The organism is Parafrankia colletiae (assembly GCF_001854655.1).
Classification (GTDB): domain Bacteria; phylum Actinomycetota; class Actinomycetes; order Frankiales; family Frankiaceae; genus Parafrankia; species Parafrankia colletiae.
In genome coordinates, this window is sequence record NZ_MBLM01000002.1 from 282,249 (window position 1) to 301,662 (window position 19,414).

The 19,414-nt window shown below is 72.7% G+C and carries 16 protein-coding genes; 4 read left to right on the forward strand and 12 right to left on the reverse strand.

The features are described 5' to 3' along the window. The first annotated feature begins 717 nt into the window (after positions 1–717). From tal to pgl, 4 genes are all read left to right on the forward strand, one after another. Complete coding sequence (gene tal / locus CC117_RS01305; RefSeq protein ID WP_071081857.1) at positions 718–1,827, forward strand: transaldolase; 1,110 nt, start codon at positions 718–720, stop codon at positions 1,825–1,827. A 128-nt stretch (positions 1,828–1,955) separates the two neighbouring features. Next, complete coding sequence (gene zwf, locus CC117_RS01310; RefSeq protein WP_071081858.1) at positions 1,956–3,488, forward strand: glucose-6-phosphate dehydrogenase; 1,533 nt, start codon at positions 1,956–1,958, stop codon at positions 3,486–3,488. Between the two features lie 31 nt (positions 3,489–3,519). Next, the gene (locus CC117_RS01315; protein ID WP_071081859.1) at positions 3,520–4,713 is read left to right on the forward strand and encodes a glucose-6-phosphate dehydrogenase assembly protein OpcA; all 1,194 of its coding nucleotides are present in this window, start codon (positions 3,520–3,522) and stop codon (positions 4,711–4,713) included. Continuing rightward, positions 4,710–5,606, forward strand: coding sequence for a 6-phosphogluconolactonase (pgl, locus tag CC117_RS01320; protein WP_071081860.1), 897 nt, complete (start codon positions 4,710–4,712; stop codon positions 5,604–5,606). Before CC117_RS01315 ends, pgl begins: the two co-directional genes overlap by 4 nt. 104 nt (positions 5,607–5,710) lie before the next feature. Here the strand turns inward: pgl and CC117_RS01325 are convergent, their stop codons facing one another. From CC117_RS01325 to uvrC, 12 genes are all read right to left on the reverse strand, one after another. After that, positions 5,711–6,100 (reverse strand): SHOCT domain-containing protein, encoded by a 390-nt coding sequence (locus tag CC117_RS01325; RefSeq protein WP_018640362.1) that lies wholly within the window; start codon positions 6,098–6,100, stop codon positions 5,711–5,713. Positions 6,101–6,221: 121 nt separating this feature from the next. Then, on the reverse strand, positions 6,222–7,796 hold the full coding sequence (locus tag CC117_RS01330; protein WP_071081861.1) for a serine/threonine-protein kinase: 1,575 nt from the start codon (positions 7,794–7,796) through the stop codon (positions 6,222–6,224). 24 nt (positions 7,797–7,820) lie between these two features. Continuing rightward, positions 7,821–8,162, reverse strand: a complete 342-nt coding sequence (locus CC117_RS01335) for an RNA polymerase-binding protein RbpA (RefSeq protein ID WP_006538993.1) — start codon at positions 8,160–8,162, stop codon at positions 7,821–7,823. A gap of 293 nt (positions 8,163–8,455) precedes the next feature. Continuing rightward, entirely contained in the window at positions 8,456–10,126 is a 1,671-nt protein-coding gene (locus CC117_RS01340) for an ABC transporter substrate-binding protein (protein ID WP_084131218.1), read from the reverse strand. 113 nt (positions 10,127–10,239) lie between these two features. After that, on the reverse strand, positions 10,240–10,470 hold the full coding sequence (secG, locus tag CC117_RS01345; RefSeq protein ID WP_018640359.1) for a preprotein translocase subunit SecG: 231 nt from the start codon (positions 10,468–10,470) through the stop codon (positions 10,240–10,242). Between the two features lie 106 nt (positions 10,471–10,576). Next, positions 10,577–11,389 (reverse strand): triose-phosphate isomerase, encoded by an 813-nt coding sequence (tpiA, locus tag CC117_RS01350; protein ID WP_084131221.1) that lies wholly within the window; start codon positions 11,387–11,389, stop codon positions 10,577–10,579. A gap of 70 nt (positions 11,390–11,459) precedes the next feature. Continuing rightward, positions 11,460–12,662 carry a phosphoglycerate kinase gene (locus CC117_RS01355; RefSeq protein WP_071081863.1) on the reverse strand — a complete coding sequence of 401 codons (1,203 nt, stop codon included), beginning with the start codon at positions 12,660–12,662 and terminating at the stop codon, positions 11,460–11,462. Positions 12,663–12,727: 65 nt separating this feature from the next. Then, the gene (gap, locus tag CC117_RS01360) at positions 12,728–13,735 is read right to left on the reverse strand and encodes a type I glyceraldehyde-3-phosphate dehydrogenase (protein WP_071081864.1); all 1,008 of its coding nucleotides are present in this window, start codon (positions 13,733–13,735) and stop codon (positions 12,728–12,730) included. Between the two features lie 235 nt (positions 13,736–13,970). Continuing rightward, complete coding sequence (gene whiA, locus CC117_RS01365; RefSeq protein ID WP_195905378.1) at positions 13,971–14,948, reverse strand: DNA-binding protein WhiA; 978 nt, start codon at positions 14,946–14,948, stop codon at positions 13,971–13,973. 14 nt (positions 14,949–14,962) lie between these two features. After that, positions 14,963–16,069: a gluconeogenesis factor YvcK family protein gene (locus CC117_RS01370; RefSeq protein WP_071081865.1), complete on the reverse strand. Its 1,107-nt coding sequence runs from the start codon at positions 16,067–16,069 to the stop codon at positions 14,963–14,965. Further along, positions 16,066–16,935 (reverse strand): RNase adapter RapZ, encoded by an 870-nt coding sequence (gene rapZ, locus CC117_RS01375; protein WP_071081866.1) that lies wholly within the window; start codon positions 16,933–16,935, stop codon positions 16,066–16,068. The genes CC117_RS01370 and rapZ overlap by 4 nt, the downstream gene beginning before the upstream one ends. Next, positions 16,932–19,283 carry an excinuclease ABC subunit UvrC gene (uvrC, locus tag CC117_RS01380; RefSeq protein WP_071081867.1) on the reverse strand — a complete coding sequence of 784 codons (2,352 nt, stop codon included), beginning with the start codon at positions 19,281–19,283 and terminating at the stop codon, positions 16,932–16,934. The genes rapZ and uvrC overlap by 4 nt, the downstream gene beginning before the upstream one ends. Positions 19,284–19,414 lie beyond the last annotated feature (131 nt).

Here is a 19,414-nt window from a genome sequence, read left to right on the forward strand (position 1 = left end):
TGGACCGCGCCCGGCGCGGGGACGCGCGGGGCGGATCCCGCCGTGGCCGGACGGCCACCGCTCGACGTCACCGGGCGACGGCGAAAGCCCTGCCGGTGGCGAACAACGGCCTCGGGAGACAGAACGACCTCGCGATCGGCGCGGTCATCCAGCGAACCGCGCGGGACGGCGCCCGAGAAAGGGCGTGGGTGGTGTTCTACGACGTGTCGGAGTCTAGCTGTCGGGAGGGGGCGAGTGCGCGTGGGCTGCGTCCCGACGTGGTCCTGTCGGAGCCGCTCTCCCGCATGTGGGTGACGCCCGCCGGGGGCCCCGGGCTGGCTGTGCGTCCAGCGTGTGGATTCGGCCACGGGAGGCGGGCCGGCCGGGTGACGTGCCACCCGGCCCGGGCAGGCCGGACGTCCAGTGTTCTTCGGCACGTTTCCCGTGGGACACCTGGACACAGACTCTGGGGTGAGGATCACGCGGCAGGGTAGGGCCGAGGACAGGGACATCTGGCACGGTCGCCGTAAGCAGTAAGGAAGGCGGCGCGAAGGCAGTGGCGCGACCGGCCGGGGCGCCCCATGTCGGTGGCGCGCGGACACGCCGGGGCGACCCGGGCGGTGCGTGGGCGCGCGTCACAGCGGCGGGGAACCGTGCCTCCAGATGCGATCATTGGTACCACCGGACAATGAAGACCACCGCGGCGCGACGACACGGCCGCGCAGAGGAGGACGTCCGATGAGCAAGCCACTGTCCGACCTGTCAGCTGCCGGTGTGGCGGTCTGGCTGGACGACATCAGCCGCGAACGGCTCCGAACCGGCAATCTGGCCGACCTCGTCGGCGGCAGCGGCGTCGTCGGGGTGACCAGTAACCCGACGATCTTCCAGAAGGCCATCGGGGGCGGCGAGACCTACCAGGAGCAGCTCCGCGACCTCGCGGTGCGTGGGGTGGACGTCGGCGAGGCGGTCCGTGCGATCACCGCCGCGGACATCCGCGAGGCCTGCGACGTCCTGCGACCGGTGTACGACGCGACCGGCGGCGTGGACGGGCGGGTGTCGCTGGAGGTCGACCCGCGGCTCGCGCACGAGACCGAGCGCACCGTCGCCGAGGCGCGCGCGCTGTGGTGGCTGGTCGACCGGCCCAACCTGTTCATCAAGATCCCGGCGACCCGGGCCGGCCTGTCCGCGATCACGGCGACGCTGGCCGAGGGCATCAGTGTGAACGTCACGCTGATCTTCGCGCTGGACCGGTACGAGGCGGTCATGGACGCGCACATGACCGGCCTGGAGCAGGCGCTCGACGCCGGTCGTGACATCTCCGACGTGGCCTCCGTGGCGTCCTTCTTCGTCAGTCGGGTCGACGGCGAGGTCGACCGGCGGCTGGAGAAGATCGGCACGCCGAAGGCGGCGGAGCTGCGTTCCAAGGCCGCGATCGCCAACGCGCGACTCGCCTACGAGCTGCACCAGAAGGTGTTCGGCACCCCGCGCTGGGAGCGGCTCGCCGCGGCGGGCGCGAAGCCGCAGCGTCCGCTGTGGGCGTCGACGTCCACGAAGGACCCGTCACTGCCGGACACGTTGTACGTGACGGAGCTGATCGCCCCGGGCACCGTCAACACGATGCCGGAGGCGACCCTCGAGGCCTTCGCGGACCACGGCGTCGTCCCCGGCGACACGATCACCCCCAACCTCGGGGCGGCCCACGCCGTCTTCGACCAGCTCAGCGAGCTGGGGGTGGACATGGCCGACGTCGTCGAGGTCCTCGAGGTCGACGGCGTCCGCAAGTTCGAGGACTCCTGGAACCAGCTTCTCGGCACGATCCGCGACCAGCTCGGCGCCGTCGCCCCCTAGGCTCGGCGGACCCGGGCGGCCGGACCGGCAGCCAGCCGGGCGGATCCGGCTGGCCGGCGGCAGTATCGGCAGCGCGGCTGTATCGGCAGGGCTGACTCGCGAGCACCACGAACTGTGAAGGGGGAACGGTGGCGTCCACCGCTAGTGGCAACCCACTGCGGGATCCACGGGATCGGAGGCTGCCACGGCTGCCGGACAACAGTGCTCTGGTGGTCTTCGGCGTAACCGGTGACCTGGCCCGCAAGAAACTCATCCCGGCCGTGTACGACCTGGCCAACCGGGGGCTGCTGCCCCCGGGCTTCGTTCTGGTCGGGTTCGCCCGGCGGGAGTGGAACGACGACGAGTTCGCCGCGTTCGCCCGGGAGGCGGCCGAACGCGGCGCCCGGACCCCGTTCCGGGAGGACACCTGGGAGCGGCTGGCGGGCTCGCTGCGCTTCCGGTCCGGGTCGTTCTCCGACGATGCGGCCTTCGACGGCCTGGCCAGTCTGCTCTCCGAGCTCGAGCAGAGCCACGGCGTCCGCGGCAACGCGGCCTTCTACCTGTCGATCCCGCCGACGGCCTTCCCCGTCGTCCTCAAGCAGATGCAGCGGACGGGTCTGGCCTCCAACGACGCCGCGGGCGGCTGGCGGCGCGTCGTCATCGAGAAGCCGTTCGGCCACGACCTGGATTCGGCGCGCGAGCTCAACGCCCTCGTGGACGACGTGTTCACGCCGGGTGACGTGTTCCGCATCGACCACTATCTGGGCAAGGAGACCGTCCAGAACCTGTTCGCGCTGCGCTTTGCGAACACGCTGTTCGAACCGATCTGGAACTCGCACTTCGTCGACTCGGTGCAGATCACGATGGCCGAGGATGTCGGTATCGGCACCCGCGCCGGCTTCTACGACGAGACCGGCGCCGCGCGGGACGTCCTGCAGAACCACCTTCTGCAGCTGCTGGCGCTCACCGCGATGGAGGAGCCGGTCAGCTTCAGCGCCGAGACGATCCGCACCGAGAAGCTGAAGGTGCTGCGCGCGGTGTCGGTGCCCGACGACTTCGGGACCTTCGCCGTGCGCGGGCAGTACTCCCAGGGCTGGCTCGCCGGCGAGCGGGTCCGCGGCTATCTCGAGGAGGCGGACATCCCCGCCAGCTCGACCACCGAGACCTTCGTCGCGGTGAAGCTCGGCGTCGAGACCCGGCGGTGGGCCGGCGTGCCCTTCTACCTGCGGACGGGCAAGCGCCTGCCACGGCGGGTCACCGAGATCGCGATCACCTTCACCAAGGCGCCACACCTGCCGTTCGACGTCACCGACACGGCCGAGCTGGGCAACAACCAGCTGGTGATCCGGGTCCAGCCCGACGAGGGTGTCACGCTCCGTTTCGGCTCCAAGGTTCCCGGGTCGGCCATGGAGGTCCGGGACGTCGCCATGGACTTCCTGTTCGGCGAGGCGTTCACCGAGGCCCTGCCCGAGGCCTACGAACGTCTCATCCTGGACGTCCTGCTCGGCGACGCGACGCTGTTCCCGAACAACGCCGAGGTCGAGGAGTCGTGGCGGATCATCGACCCGCTGGAGGACTTCTGGCGGAAGACCACGCCGCACACCTACCGGGCGGGCACCTGGGGGCCGGCGGCCGCCGACGACATGCTCGCCCGCGACGGCCGCCGGTGGCGCCGGCCATGACCCACCACCGCCACGCCGAGGGGAGCCAGGCATGACCACGCTGTGGGACACCACCGGATCAGCGGTGGTCAAAGCACTCGCGGCCGAGCGGCGGGCCGCCGGCGCGCTGGCGTTCGGGCTCGCGCTGACACTCGTGGTGGTCGTGGACGAGCAGCACGTCAGCCAGGCCGAGAGCGCCGCGACGGCGGCCGCCGCCGCGCATCCCTGCCGGCTGCTGATCGTCGTCCGCCGCCAGATCGACTCGCCGCACCCGCGGCTGGACGCCGAGGTGTCGATCGGTGGCCGGCTGGGGCCCGGCGAGGCTGTCGTGATGCGGATGTCCGGGCGGCTCGCGCTGCACGCGGAGTCGGTGGTCCTGCCGCTGCTCGCACCGGACGCACCGGTGGTCACCTGGTGGTACGACGCCCCGCCGGAGAAGATCGCCTACGATCCGCTCGGGGTCTTCGCCGACCGCCGTGTCACCGGCACGTACGCGGCCACCGACCCGGTCGCCGCGCTGCGGCAGCGGGCCGAGGACTTCGTCCCCGGCGACACCGACCTCGCCTGGACCCGCATCTCCGGCTGGCGCACCCTGCTGGCGGCGGCCTTCGACCAGGTCCAGGCCTCCGAGGCCGCCGGCCCGGCGACGGTCGTCAGCGAGCCCGGCAATCCCAGCGCCTGCCTGTTCGCCGGCTGGCTGCAGGCGAGGCTGCAGGTCCCGGTGACGGTCACCGACGCGCCCGGGCGCAAGGGCATCCAGGGTGTGCGGCTCGCCGTCGGCGACGGCGAGCTCGAGCTGGCCCGGACGGACAGCCGGTCGGCGGGCATCACCCGCACGGGCTTCCCCACCCGGGTCCTGCCGCTGCCGGAACGCGGGCTCGGAGACCTGCTCGCCGAGGAGCTGCGCCGGCTCGACGACGACGTCGTGTACGCGGAGGCGCTCTCGGCCTGGAGCCACATCCCCGATCTGAGCCGCCGGCCGCGGCACCGCGAGCACATCTGGCGCGACCCGGCGCTGGAACACGCCGCGGCCACGTCTCCCGCCGGAGCCGCCGGAGCGACCAGAGCGAGCGGGCGGCCCGGAGCCGCGCCGCGTTCCGGAGCCACGGAGCGCCCCGGAACGGCAGGCAACGACGGGGCGGCAGACAGGGGGAAACCCACGGAGCACGCCGAGGTGGCTGAGCACGCCGGGGCCACTCCGACAGCACCGCCYGCGGCTCCGACAGCACCGCCCGCGGCGTCGTGACCGCGCGGGACCCCGGGTCGGCGCCCGCGCCACCACCGGCAACGGTCGTCGTGCACGCGGATGCCGGCGTGCTCGCACGCGCGGCGGCCGCCCGGCTGCTCACCGCCCTTGTGGACGCCCAGTCCGAGCGGGGCGAGGCCAGCCTCGTGCTCACCGGAGGCGGGATCGGCGTGGCGCTGCTGCGGGCGGTGCGCGACAACCCAGCACTCGATGCCGTCGACTGGTCCAAGGTGGACGTGTGGTGGGGCGACGAACGCTTCGTCCCGGCGGACTCCCCCGACCGCAACGACCGGCAGGCCTGGGACGCGCTGCTGGAGCACATCCCGCTGGACCCGTCGCGGGTGTTCCCGGTCGCCGCCCTCACCCCGGCCCGGGCCGGGGGTGACGTCGAGTCCGCGCCCGCCGCCGCGGGAGAGGGGCCCGGGTCCGGCCGCGCGGGGCTGGCCGYGATCCGGCCGATCGGGACGGCGGAGGCGGAGACCGCCGCCACGCAGTACGCCGTCGAACTCTCGGCGCGGGCAGCCCCCGGCGCGTCGGTCCCCGCCTTCGACGTGCTGCTCCTCGGGCTCGGGCCGGAGACCCACACCGCGTCGATCTTTCCCGGGTCGCCGGCCGCCGTGGCAACCGAACCGACGGCGGCCGTCCACGACTGCCCCAAGCCGCCGCCGACGCGGGTGACGATGACGTTCCCGACCCTGCGCTCGGCCCGCCAGGTGTGGATGGTGGCGGCGGGTGAGGAGAAGGCGGAGGCCGTCGCGGCGGCACTCGCCCCGGGTGCGGACCCGGTGACCTGGCCTGCGGCAGGGGCGGTGGGGCGTGAGCGAACCCTGTGGCTCGTCGACCAGGCCGCGGCATCCAGGCTCGAGCCGACCCGAGCCGGCTCCGCGGGCTGATCAGGCCCAGCCCGGCCCAGGCTGGCTCGGCCCGGAGCCGGAGGCCGGCCGTCAGAGCTGACGGCCGGGTCCGGGCTCCGGGCTGATCAGGCCGGAATCGCTGATCAGGCCAGAATCTTCGTCTTCTCCCGTTCGAACTCGTTGGCGCTGATGACCCCGTGGTCACGGAGGTCTGCCAGCCGGGTCAGCTCGTCGGCGGGGCTCGGCCGGCCGGCGGCCTGGCGGACCTGGGCGCGCCAGAGATCCGCGGCGGCCGCGGCCTGGCGGGCCTGTCGCTCGTGCATGGAACTACCGCGGATGATCAGGTACGCCAGCACACCGACCAGCGGCAGGATGACGATGAGGGCCGTCCAGCCTGCCTTGCCCCAGCCGGAGAGGTCGTGGCTGCGGAAGACGTCCGCGACCACGGTGAACAGCAGGAACAGCCATAGAACGAAGCAGAAGAACCACAGCATGTAGAGAAACACGCTGAGCAGCGGGTAGTCGGAATCCACCTTGCCTCCTCTCACCGTCACCTACCGGTGAGCCTGACTCATACCCGTATCCGGGCACTGTGCGCTTCGACCCCATCACCTTCCGCGGGYGAGTCCGCGCGCGGGCACGGATACGCTGCGGTCATTCCCTCGTGAGCACGCCGTCACCCACCGAGTTGATCCCGGTTGCGGCATAGGTGTAGGCGAGCCGGCTGTCGGAACGCAGCGCGAGCACCAGCCGGTCCGCGCCCTTGCAGAGGACACCGGGCAGAACCAGCCGTTCCTGCACCGTGATGCTGTCCGGGCCGACCTCCCGCAGGCGCAGCTCCATGCGGCACCCGTCCGTCGGATAGGCACTCCGGCCGACGATCTCGTCGATCCCACCACCGCTGAGCACAAGCTCCACGGGGAACTCGACCGGCCCCTGGGTCACCGAACCGCCCCACGAACCGGCCATGCCGGCCGGCAGCAGGTCCCGAGAACCGGACGACGGACCACCGCCGGATGACGGGCCGCCACCGGGTGTCGGGTCACGATCGGATCCCGGTTCACCGCCCCGCGCCATCCACAGCAGGCCAGTGGTGACCAGGACCAGCACCAGGCTGGTGAGGACTCCGACGATCRGTGGTCGGGGCGGACGCGGGAGGTGAGGGGGCCACGACCCCGGCCCTCCCGGCAGGGATCGGTCGACGCGGTCGACGGGCCGCGTCCGATCCCCTGCCGGCGCCGGCCCCAGCGACGCCACCGGATCCACCGGATCCACCGGGCCGCCCGGGTCCGCGGACGGCACCGGACGTTCCGGCGACGCGGATCCTCTCGTGGCCAGCCGATCGGCGAGAGCGGTCCCGCCGGCTCCGGCACCGGCGAGGCGCAGGGCCCGGCCGAGCAGCGCCTTCGCGGCCTCCGAGCTCAGCCGGGTCTCGGGATTCTTGATCAGGAGGCCGCCGATCACCGGCCACAGCGCGTCCGCCCGCACCAGCGGCGGCGGATCCGCGTGCAGGACCGCGCCGAGAGTCAGCGGCACGGTGTCCCGGGCGAACGGCGGGTTCCCGTCGACGGCGAAGTACAGCGTGGCCCCGAGCGAGAAGAGGTCCGCGGCCAGCGAGGCGGGCCGCTGAGTGATGCGTTCCGGTGCCAGGTAGGCGGGTGTRCCGGCGCTGCCGTCGCTGCCCGGCGCCGTCGTGTCCGCCACGTGGGTCGCGATGCCGAAGTCGGTGAGCAGAACCCGCCCGTCGACGGCAAGCAGGATGTTCGACGGTTTGACGTCCCGGTGCAACAGCCCGATCCGCTGGCCGGCCATGAGGGCGTCGAGCACGGCGAGCCCCACCTCCGCCGCCCGGACGACCGGGAGCGGCCCGGTCTCGCGCACGGCGGTGTCCAGCGAGGTGGCGGCGACCAGCTCCATGACGATCCAGGGCAGGCCGCCGTCCTCGACGACGTCGGTCACCGAGACGACGTGTGGGTTGGAGCGGAGCTGGGCGGCGCTGCGCGCCTCCCGCACCGCGGCGGCGACCCGCGCTCGATCCGCACCGGTCAGGCTCGCGCCGGCGAGCCCGGCCGCGGCCGGGCGGCCGCCGAGCCAGATCGCCTTGACCGCCACCTCGACCCGCAGCAGCAGGTCAACGGCCCGCCACACGACACCCATCGAACCGGCGCCGATGCACTCCACCAGCCGGTACCGGCCGGCCACCACATGGCCGGCCTCGATGGTCCGCACAGCGGGCAGCCGAACGCGGGGTGGTCAGGTCACCGGCGCGCCCCGCAGCTTCGCCAGGGCCTCGGCGAGGATCGCCTCGCCGTCCTTCTCGTTGCGCCGCTCCCGCACATAGGCGAGGTGCGTCTTGTACGGCTCGGTCTTCGGCGGAGCGGGGGTGTTGTCACGGTCCCGCCCGGCCGGAAAGCCGCAACTCGGGCAGTCCCACGTGTCCGGTATGGACGCGTCGGCTGCGAAGGCCGGCTTCGTCTCGTGCTCGTTGGCGCACCAGAAGGAGATGCGCTGCCGGGGGGCGGTGTCGCCCCGCTCGGCCTCCCCCATCGGTCCTGCCCCGACCCGGCTCCCCCGGATGGCGTTGCCACCTGCCACGGCCCGCGTGCTCCTTTGTCTCGTCCCATGGGTGGTAGCTCGGCGGTCGGCCCCCCGCGGCCGGACCACCCACGCCCGAACCGCCACCGTAGATGTGCCGGTGCCRCTCACGGCGGTGCCCAGCATGTCTGTCCGGAGTGTAGGCCGGCAGGCCCACCACGGGTTGCACCGACCACCCTCACCGGGGCTTCCCTACGCGAATGAGGGCCCGTAATGGCCCTCTCACGGGTGTGGGCATCCTCGCCCGGCCGCCGCCACCCGCCGGGCGCACCCCGCGGGTAGTGCGGATCCGGTCAGGACGACAGCGAAACCGCGGTGGGGTCGGCGGTTCCGAGTGAGGGAATGATCGTGAACGCCTGCACCGTCGCGCTGTGCAGGCGGGCGGGGTAGCTGACCGCGAGCGGCAGGACGGCGGCGTCGGCGAGGACGGTCCGCTCCAGCGCCGCCCAGGTCTCGCCGGCCATCGCCGCCGGGCTGGCCTCGGACGCCGCCTCGAAGCGGGCCTGGAGGTCCGGGCGCCGGTAGCCGCCGTCGGCGGGCCGCGGCCCCATCCACATCCCGTCGAGCAGAGGCTGGTAGACGGTGCGCGCGGCGTCCCCGAACCAGCCGGGAGAGATCCTGGTCAGCGCCAGGTCCCAGAACTGCTGCTGCGGGTCGCTCACCGCCTGCCGGTACTGCTCCCTGCTGCGCACGCGGACGTCCAGCCGGATGTCGGCGCGGGCGAACGCGACGCGCAGCGCCTCGGCCACCTGCGCGTCGGCGGCGCTGTCCGTGGTCAGCAGCGACAGCGCCGTCACCCGCCCACCGGGGTTGTTCGCCAGGCCTTCGGCGCAGCGCTGCGGGGCGCCGGTGCCCTCCTCGGCCGGGTAGGGGTCGTACTCCTCGTAGCCGGTCATCGGCTCCTGCAGCAGCTGCGCCGTCGGGGCGGCGAGCGGCGGGCCGCCGAGCGCTCCGGTGACCGCCACCCGGTCGACGCAGTACGCCAGCGCCGTGCGGACCTGCTGCTCGCGCAGCGCCGCCGCAGACGGTCCGTTGAGCCCGACGACGAGCGTGACCACCGTGCCGGTCGGGCCGACCACGAGGCGTTCGTCCGCGTCGCCGGTGAGTGTGTCCAGCTGGTCGCGGGGGACCTCTCCGTCCAGGGCCATGTCGCCCTCGCCGGCCTCGATCCGCTCGGCGATCGTCTCGGCGTCGAGGCCGTCCGTCACCGTGATGTGGTCCGGAAGCGCCCGCCTGATGCCGTCCGAGGAACCGCTCCAGGACGGGTTGCGGGACAGCCGGTAGTCGCCGTCCGGCTCGGACACGAACCGGTAGGGGCCGGCGGAGATCAGGTTGTCCAGGTACTCCGGGGAGTCCGGCGGGTACGCCAGGGCCTCCAACGGCACCGGGGAGCTGGCCGGCAGCGCGAGGACGTCGACGAAGTCGTTGACCGGGCGGACCAGGTGGAACTCGATCGTGTCGTCCCCGACAACCTCGACGCCGGAGATCGAACCGCCCTCGATCAGGGCCGACACGTCCGCGACCGGCGACACGGCGAGCTGCGCGCAGTACTCGGCGAACCCGCGGATGGTCGCGGCGTAGTACCCGCGTAGCGGCGAGGGCACCGGCGGTGCGCACATACGCTTGAAGCCGCGGGCGACGTCGGTCGCGGTGATCCGCCGCTGGCTCGGGGTGTTCCAGCGGGCCGCCGAGCGCAGCCGCACGGTGTAGACGGTGCCGCCCATGGTCACCACCGGCTCGCCGACGGCCAGGTCCGGCCGCGGGATCGTCGCCCGCGTCACGTCGGTGTCGGTCGGGTAGCTGTAGAGCTGCCGGGTGACCAGGCGGGCGAAGGCCTGCTCCCCCGGTTCGTCGGCCCAGCCGGGGTCGCCGCTGGGCATCTGCCCGGTGAGCAGGCGCAGCGTGCCGCCGGGCTTGCCGTCAGGCGGTGCCGTGGTCGGCGCGGTGGACGGGGTCGCCGCCATCGGCCCAGGTGCCGGATCGGGGTCCGGACTGCACCCCGCCGCTGCGAGCAGGGCGGCGGCGAGGGCGCAGATCACCCGGGCGACGCGCGGACGCCGCCCCGAAGCGGTGGCGCTCAATTCTTCAGAAGCAGACCGAGACCGATGATGCAGGTGATCCACAGGAGGGCCACCGCGACAGTGAGGCGGTCGAGGTTCTTCTCGACGACCGAGGACCCGCCCAGAGAGGAGGAGACCCCACCGCCGAACAGGGTCGACAGACCGCCGCCCTTGGCCCGGTGCAACAGCACCAGCAACACGAGCAGCACGCTCGTGGCGATCAGTGCGATCGACAGACCGACCGTCATCCAGACCAGCTCCCGCCGTCGTGTAGGCCTGAGACGCCGTACCCGATCAGGCCCGACGATCGTGTCAACGTACATGACACCGCCCCGGTGCCCGAGCAGGAGCTTCTCAGGCTGACGGCGCAGCGCGGACGATCCCGACGAACTCCTCCRCGACGAGGCTCGCACCGCCGACGAGGCCACCGTCGACGTCCGGCCGGGTGAACAGCTCCGCGGCGTTCGCGGCCTTGACCGAGCCCCCGTAGAGCACACGGATCCCGGCCGCGACCGGCTCGCCGAACAGCTTCCCGAGCTGGCCACGGATCGCGGCGCACATGTCCTGGGCATCCTGGGCGGAGGCGGTCTTCCCGGTGCCGATGGCCCAGACCGGCTCGTAGGCGACGACGAGCGTCGCGGCCTGCTCCGCCGTGACTCCGGCGAGCGAGCCCTCCAGCTGGGCGAGTACGTGCTCGACGTGGGTGCCGGCGGTCCGGATCGCCTCGTGTTCACCCACGCAGACGATGGGCGTGATCCCGTGGGTATAGGCCGCGCGGGCCTTCGAGGCGACCAGCGCATCGTCCTCGTGGTGGTAGGTGCGCCGCTCGGAGTGCCCGACCACCGCGTACGAACAGCCGAGCCGGGCCAGCATCGGCCCACTGATGTCACCCGTGTACGCCCCGGAGCCGTGCGGCGAGAGGTCCTGGCCCCCGTAGCTGACGGCGAGCCTGTCCCCGTCGATCAGGGTCTGGACGCTGCGCAGATCGGTGAACGGCGGCAGGAAGACGACCTCGGCCTTCTCCAGCTCGGCCGGCTTCAGGTCGAAGGCGACCTTCTGCACCAGCGCGATGGCCTCGAGGTGGTTGAGGTTCATCTTCCAGTTGCCGGCGACCAGTGTCCGCCGGCCGGACCCGCCCGATGTACGGGCGGGTGCCCCCTTCGCCACGTTCCTGCATCCCTTCGTCCGGTGCCTGATGGTGTTCCGGGTGTTGTCTCTGGTGCTGTTCTGGTGCTGTTCAGACGTCGAGTGCGGCGAGCCCGGGCAGGGTCTTGCCCTCCAGGTACTCGAGGCTGGCCCCGCCGCCGGTGGAGATGTGGGTGAAGCTCGCCTCGGGAATGCCCAGGGTGCGCACGGCGGCCGCGGAGTCCCCGCCGCCCACGACCGAGAAACCCGGGCCGGCGGCGACGGCCTCGGCGACACCGCGGGTACCGGCGGCGAACGCCGGGAACTCGAACACGCCCATCGGGCCGTTCCAGAAGATCGTCGCGGCACCGCCGGCCACGCCCGCGAACGCCGCGGTCGCCTCCGGGCCGATGTCCAGGCCGAGCCAGCCGTCCGGGATCGCGTCGGCGGCGACCACACGGTGCGCGGCGTCGGCGGCGAACCTGTCGGCGACCACCACGTCGGTGGGCAGCACGAGCCGGTCACCGGCCTCCGCCAGCAGGCTCTTACAGGTGTCGATCATCTCGCTCTCCAGGAGCGAGGCGCCGACCGGGTGGCCCAGCGCGGCCAGGAAGGTGAAGCACATGCCGCCGCCGACCAGGAGCGAGTCGACCCTCGGCAGCAGTGCGCGGATGACTCCCAGCTTGTCCGACACCTTCGACCCGCCGAGCACCACCGCGTACGGCCGGGCCGGCTCGGAGGTGAGCGCGCGCAGCACCTCCAGCTCCGCCAGCACCAGCTGCCCGACGGCGTGCGGCAGGCGCTTGGGCACCTCCGCCACGCTCGCGTGGGCACGGTGCACCGCACCGAACGCGTCGCCGACGTAGAACTCGGCCAGCGCCGAGAGCTCGTCGGCGAAGGCGGCGCGGTCGACGGCGTCCTTGCTGGTCTCCCCCGGGTGGAAACGGAGGTTCTCCAGCAGGGCCACCTGGCCCTCGGCGAGCCCGCCGACGACCTCCCGGGCCCGGTCGCCGGCGATGTCGCCGCCGCCGTCACCGGCGAAGGCGACCGGGACGCCGAGCAGCTCGGACAGCCGCTCGGCGACCGGAGCCAGCGAGTACTTCGCCTCCGGAGCTCCCTTCGGGCGCCCCAGGTGCGAGCAGACGACCACCTTCGCGTTCCGCTCGAGAAGCGCCTGGATGGTCGGCAGGCTGGCCCGCACCCGTCCGTCGTCGGTGATGCGCGGCGCGGACCCGGAATGGTCCAGCGGCACGTTGAGGTCACTGCGGACGAGTACGCGGTGGCCGGTGACCTGCAGGTCGTCGATCGTCCTCACGCTGGGCTGCTCCGGGGTCGGCGAAGGTCAGGTGGACGGGGCGTCTCGCGGGGCCGGGACCGGGCTCAGAGCCGGCCGGCCACCAGGCCGGTCAGGTCGACCAGGCGGTTGGAGTAGCCCCACTCGTTGTCGTACCAGCCGACGACCTTGACCTGGGAGCCGAAGGACATGGTCAGCTGCGAGTCGAAGGTGCAGGACGCCGGGGTGCCCACGATGTCGGAGGAGACAATCGGGTCTTCCGTGTAGACGAGGTAGCCCTTCAGGGGGCCTTCCGCCGCGGCCTTGTAGGCGGCGTTGATCTCGTCCTTCGACGCCTCGCGAGCGAGGTTCACGACGAGGTCGGTAACAGAACCGTCCAGGACCGGAACGCGCATCGCAAGACCGTCCAGCTTGCCCTTCAGGTGGGGCAGAACAAGAGCGGTCGCCTTCGCCGCGCCGGTGGTCGTCGGAATGATGTTCTGCGCGGCGGCCCGGGCCCGACGCAGGTCGGAATGCGGGAAGTCCAGGATGACCTGGTCATTGGTGTAGGCGTGGATCGTCGTCATCAGACCGCGCTCGATACCGAACGCCTCGTCGAGAACCTTGGCCAATGGCGCGACACAGTTCGTCGTGCAGGAGGCGTTCGAGAGGATGTGGTGCTTCGCCGGGTCGTAGACGTCGTCGTTCACGCCCATGACGACCGTCAGGTCCTCACCCTTGGCCGGCGCCGAGATGATCACCTTCTTCGCGCCCGCGGTCAGGTGCTTGCCAGCGGTCTCCGCCGTGGTGAAACGACCGGTCGACTCGATGACGACGTCGACGCCCAGGTCAGACCAGGGCAGTGCCGCCGGGTCACGCTCGGCCAGCACCTTGATCGTGGTGTCGCCGACCCGGATCCCGTCCTCGGCGACCGAGACCGGGGCGGCCAGCGTGCCCAGGGTCGTGTCGTACTTCAGCAGGTGCGCGAGGGTCTTGTTGTCCGTCAGGTCGTTGACGGCGACGATCTCCAGATCGCTGCGGCGGCTCGCCGCAAGCGCCCGCCAGAAGTTACGGCCGATTCGCCCGAAGCCGTTGACACCCACCCGCGTAGCCACGTCCAGGACTCCCTATGCTCGTGTGCCGTCGTGTGTCAGGAGCCTAGCGAGTCGGGACATCATCGGCGGGAATCCGAACCGATTCATGTCGGTCTCCTCACATCGGGGGACCCGGCACCGTCAGCAATTGGTTGAATGCATCGCCTTTCGACAAACACCCTATCCTACGGACCTGCCCCGGCACGGTGCGTGGCCGTGCTCCCGCGGCACGCCCACGGGGCACCTGATTCCGTGCTCAGGCGTTCTCAAAGAGCTCCGGCGAGACACTGGCCTCGGTGTTCGGGATACCGAGCGCGTTGGCACGTTTGTCCGCCAACGCGAGCAGGCGCCGGATTCGCCCGGCGACGGCGTCCTTGGTGAGCGGCGGATCGGCCAGCGCGCCGAGCTCCTCCAACGAGGCCTGGGCGTGTTCGAGCCGCAGCCGGCCCGCGGCGAGCAGGTGCTCGGGGGCGTCGTCGCCGAGGATGCGCATCGCCGCCTGCACCCGCGCCCCGGCGGCGACCGCCGCGCGGGCCGAACGGCGCAGGTTCGCGTCGTCGAAGTTCGCGAGCCGGTTCGCCGTGGCCCGGACCTCGCGGCGCATCCGCCGCTCCTCCCAGGCCATCAGGCTGTCGTGCGCACCGATCCGGGTGAGCAGCGCGCCGATCGCGTCGCCGTCGCGAACCACCACCCGGTCGACTCCGCGGACATCCCGGCTCTTGGCCTGGACGCCCATCCGCCGCGCGGCACCGACGAGCGCCAGCGCCGCCTCCGGCCCGGGCGAGGTCACCTCCATCGAACACGACCGGCCCGGCTCGGTGAGCGAGCCGTGCGCGAGGAACGCGCCGCGCCACGCCGCCGCCGCATCACAGGCCGACCCCGTGACCACCTGCGGGGGGAGGCCCCGCACCGGGCGGCCGCGCTGGTCGAGCAGGCCCGTCGACCGGGCCAGCTGCTCGCCGTCACGCTCCACCCGGACGATGTAGCGCACCGATCGGCGCAGCCCGCCGGCGGCCAGCACGGCGACCGACGAGGGGAATCCGAAGACCTCGGCGATCTCACGCCGCAGCCGGCGCGCGGTGGCGCCGGTGTCGAGCTCGGCCTCCACCACGATCCGCCCGCCGACGATGTGCAGGCCCCCCGCGAACCGCAGAAGCGCCGCCATCTCAGCCCGCCGGCAGCAGGGCTTGGCTACTCGCAGCCTGCTCAGTTCGTCCTTGACGGTGGCCGTCATCGCCGCCACACAGATCACTCCTTGCCTTCACCGGAAGGGATCCGGTGGCCGGGGCCACCGGTGGATGTGCAACCGACACCCGAGGGGTCGGCACAGCCCGCGCCTGGCTGCCGGTCCGGCCAGGTCCGTCCGTCGACCGGACGGGGCGGTGTCGGCACCGCCGGCCGCGGGTCATCGGCCGCGAACACCGCCCGGAACGCCGCAGCGAGCAGCGCGGGATCGTGCAGGGCCGGATCTCTGACGTCCCGCACGGGCGCAAGGTGCAGGCGGGCGCCGAGGTCCATCGCCGCGCGGGCGAGCGGGCCGGGGTCGCCGACCGCCGCGGGATCCGCGATCACGACGTCCAGCCGCAGCCCGGGAACATGGGTGGCCAGCGCGTGCAGGTGCGCCTCGGGCGTGTACCCGGCCGTCTCACCGGGCTGGGCCACGAGGTTGAGCACCATCACGCGGCGAGCCTGGGCACCGGTGATCGCCGCGTGCATGTCGGGCACCAGCAGGTGCGGCAGCACGCTCGTGTAGAGCGATCCGGGGCCGAGGACGATCCAGTCCGCGGCCTCCGCGGCGGTCAGGGCGGCGCCGCACGCGGCCGGCGCGGCCGGCACCAGCCGCACGCCGGCCACCCGGCCGGGTGTGGTGGCGACCGCGGCCTGCCCGCGGACCTCCACCGGTTCCGCCGCCCGGGCCGGGTCGAGGCCGGTCACGTCCGCGACGATGTCGATGCCGTCGCAGGACAGCGGCAGTACCCGACCCTGCGCGCCGAGCAGCGACGCGACGAGGTCGAGGGCGGCGATCGGCGACCCGGCGCGCTCGGCCAGCGCGGTCAGGACGAGGTTGCCGACCGCGTGCCCGGCGAGCGGCCCACCGCCGCCGAACCGGTGCTGGAAGAGCCCGGCCCAGGTCCGCGACCAGTCGTCCGCACCGGCGAGGGCGGCGAGGGCCATCCGCAGATCGCCCATCGGCAGCGCGCCGAGCTCGGTACGCAGCCGGCCGGACGATCCGCCGTCGTCCCCCACGGTGACCACCGCGGTCAGCCTGCGGCTGATCCGCCGCAGCGCCGACAGCGAGGCTGCGAGACCGTGCCCGCCACCGAACGCGGTGATCGCGGGAGCGTCGCCGGTCACTCGCGGCCCAGATCCCGGTGCACCACGCGGACGCCGACCCCGTCGGCGGCCAGCCGTGCCCCCAGCTGCTCCGCGACCGCCACGCTGCGATGCTTGCCGCCCGTACAGCCGACCGCCAGTGTCAGGTACCGCTTGCCCTCCCGCACATAGCCCTCACCGACCAGGCGCAGCAGGGTCGTGTACTGGTCGACGAACTCGGCCGCGCCCGGCTGGGCGAGTACGTAGTCGCGCACCTGCGGGTCCCGGCCGGTGTAGGGCCGCAGCGATTCCACCCAGTGCGGGTTGGGCAGGAAGCGGCAGTCGGCGACGAAGTCCGCGTCCAGCGGGAGCCCGTACTTGTAGCCGAACGAGACCACGGTCGCGTTCAGCCGGTTCGCCCGCGGCTGGCCGAACGCCACATCGATCTTCGCCCGCAGCTCGTGCACGTTGAGGTCGGTGGTGTCGAGCACGAGGTCTGCCTCGCCGCGCAGCTCCGCGAGCAGCGCCCGCTCGCGGTTGATCCCGTCCACCACCCGCTCGTCACCCTGCAGCGGGTGCGGACGCCGCACATGGTCGAACCGGCGCACCAGCGCGTCGTCGGACGCCTCGAGGAACAGCATCCGCGGATGCATACCGCGTGAGTCCAGTGCCTCGACGGCCGCCCGCAGATCGGAGAAGAAGGCCCGGCCACGGACGTCGACGACGACCGCGATCCGGCTCACCGCCCCACCCGAGCGATGGCCGAGCTCCGCCATCGTCGACAACAGCGCCGGCGGCAGATTGTCGACGACGAACCAGCCCAGGTCCTCCAGACACTTCGCGGCCGTACTGCGGCCGGCACCGGAAAGCCCGGTGATGATTGCCAGATCAAGCGTCGCGGTGGTCAACCCGCCACCCCCCGGATCACGCCCGGCTCGCCGGGCCCGGTGCTCTCGCTCGCCGGGCCCACCCCCACCGGGTCGGACATCGTCGCAATGATCTCGCCGGTCAGTGGGTCGACGGCCGGCGGGGGCGCCTCGGCTCCACCGGGAGCCGACCGGGCCAGCGCGGCCACGATCGCCTCCGCCGTCCGCGGGCCGATCCCCGGCACCTGGGCGATCTCCGCCGCACTCGCCGCGCGCACCTTGGCCACCGACCCGAACTGCCGCAGCAGCGCCTTGCGTCGAGTCTCCCCGAGACCGGGCACCCCGTCGAGCACCGAGGCGACCATCGACGCCGACCGCTTCTGCCGGTGATAGGTGATCGCGAAGCGGTGCGCCTCATCCCGGACGCGCTGCAGCAGGTAGAGCGCCTCGCTCGTCCGGGGCAGGATCACGGGCTCATCCTGGCCGGGCAGCCAGACCTCCTCCAGGCGCTTCGCCAGGCCGCACAGCGCGACGCCCCCCGGCCCGGCATCGATCCCGAGCTCGTCGAGCGCCCGTGCAGCGGCGGCCACCTGCGGCGGCCCGCCGTCGACGACGACCAGGTTCGGCGGGTAGGCGAACTTCCGCGGCTGGCCGGTCTCGGGATCACGCCCGGGCACCTCTGGGCCGGCTCCCGATCCCCCGACGGCCAGCCCCTCGGCGACCGGGCTCTCGGCGACCGGGCTCTCTGTGTCCGGTTGGGTGGTCCCGGCTGCCCGGGTGTCGGTCTCCGTGCCCTCGTCGACGCCGGGGAAGCCGGCCAGCTCGCCGGTTCGGGCACGCTCGGCCAGGTAGCGGGAGAACCTGCGGTGGACGGCCTCGTGCATGCTCGCCGTGTCGTCCTGACCGTCGACACCGCGGATGGCGAAGCGGCGGTACTCCGACTTGCGCGCCAGCCCGTCCTCGAAGACGACCATGCTGGCCACGACGTTGGTGCCCTGGATGTTCGACACGTCGAAGCACTCGATGCGCAGCGGGGCGTCCGGCAGCTCCAGTGCCTCCTGCAGGTCGGCGAGGGCCCGGCTGCGGGCCGTGAGATCTCCGGCGCGCTTCGTGCGGTGCAGCGTGAACGCCTGGCCGGCGTTGCGCTCGACAGTCTCCATCAGAGTGCGTTTGTCCCCCCGGCGGGGGACACGCAGATCCACCCGCGCGCCGCGGGCCCGGCTGAGCAGTTCCACGACGGCGTCGGCGTCCGGCGGCAGTTCCGGGACGAGGATCTCGCGGGGGACCTCGCCCGTGTACCCCGGCTCGGCGGCCGGCCCGCGACGGCCGGCGGACGCGGCGCGCGCCCCGGCGGTGGCCTCGGACTGTTCCACGCCGGCCTCTGGCTGTTCCGCGGCGGCCTCGGACTGGTCCACCGGCGACACCGCCAGGCCTGCGGCCGCCTCCGCCTGCACACCCTCGAGGTACTCCTGGGTCAGGAACTGCTCGACGAGATCCCCGGTGGTGACGTCCTCGAGCTTGTCGACGACCCAGCCGCGCTGGCCGCGGACCCGGCCGCCCCGCACATAGAAGATCTGGACCGCCGCCTCCAGCTCGTCCTGGGCGAAGGCGATCACATCCGCGTCGGTGCCGTCCGGCAGGACGACGGCCTGCTTCTCCACCGCACGGCGCAGTGCCCCGATGTCATCGCGCAGCCGGGCCGCGCGCTCGTACTCCTGGGCGTCGGCCGCCGCGCGCATCTCGCGCTCCAGCCGGCGCAGGTAGCGGCCGGTCTGCCCGGACATGAAGTCGCAGAAGTCGTCGACGATCTCCCGATGGGCCTGCGCGTCGACCCGGCCGACGCAGGGCGCCGAGCAGCGGTCGATGTAGCCGAGCAGGCACGGGCGGCCGACCTGGCCGGCCCGCTTGAAGACGCCGGTACTGCAGGTGCGCGCGGGGAAGACGCGCAGCAGCAGATCGAGCGTCTCCCTGATGGCCCAGGCGTGCGCGTAGGGGCCGAAGTAACGCACCCCGCGCCGCTTCGRCCCGCGCATGACCTGCAGCCGCGGAAACTCCTCGTAGAGCGTCACGGCGAGACTCGGGTAACTCTTGTCGTCGCGGTAGCGGACGTTGAACCGCGGGTCGAACTCCTTGATCCAGGTGTACTCGAGCTGAAGCGCCTCGACCTCGGTGGAGACCACCGTCCATTCCACCGAGCTGGCCGTGGTGACCATGTGCTGTGTCCGGGGGTGCAGGGTGTGCACATCGGCGAAGTAGTTGGCCAACCTGGACCGCAGGCTCTTGGCCTTGYCCACGTAGATGACACGGCCATGCTCGTCGCGGAAGCGGTAAACACCCGGGGTCTCGGGGATCGAGCCCGGCGGGGGCCGGTAGGTCGCCGGATCAGCCATGAACCGAGCCTACGGCGGCCATCCTCCGACCTGAGCGGTGCCTGCACGTATCCATTCCATCACGCTCAGCTTCCACGACGTCGAGCACCCCCGAAACTGACCGCGTCGAGCCCCCTCGGATCCCCCGGAAC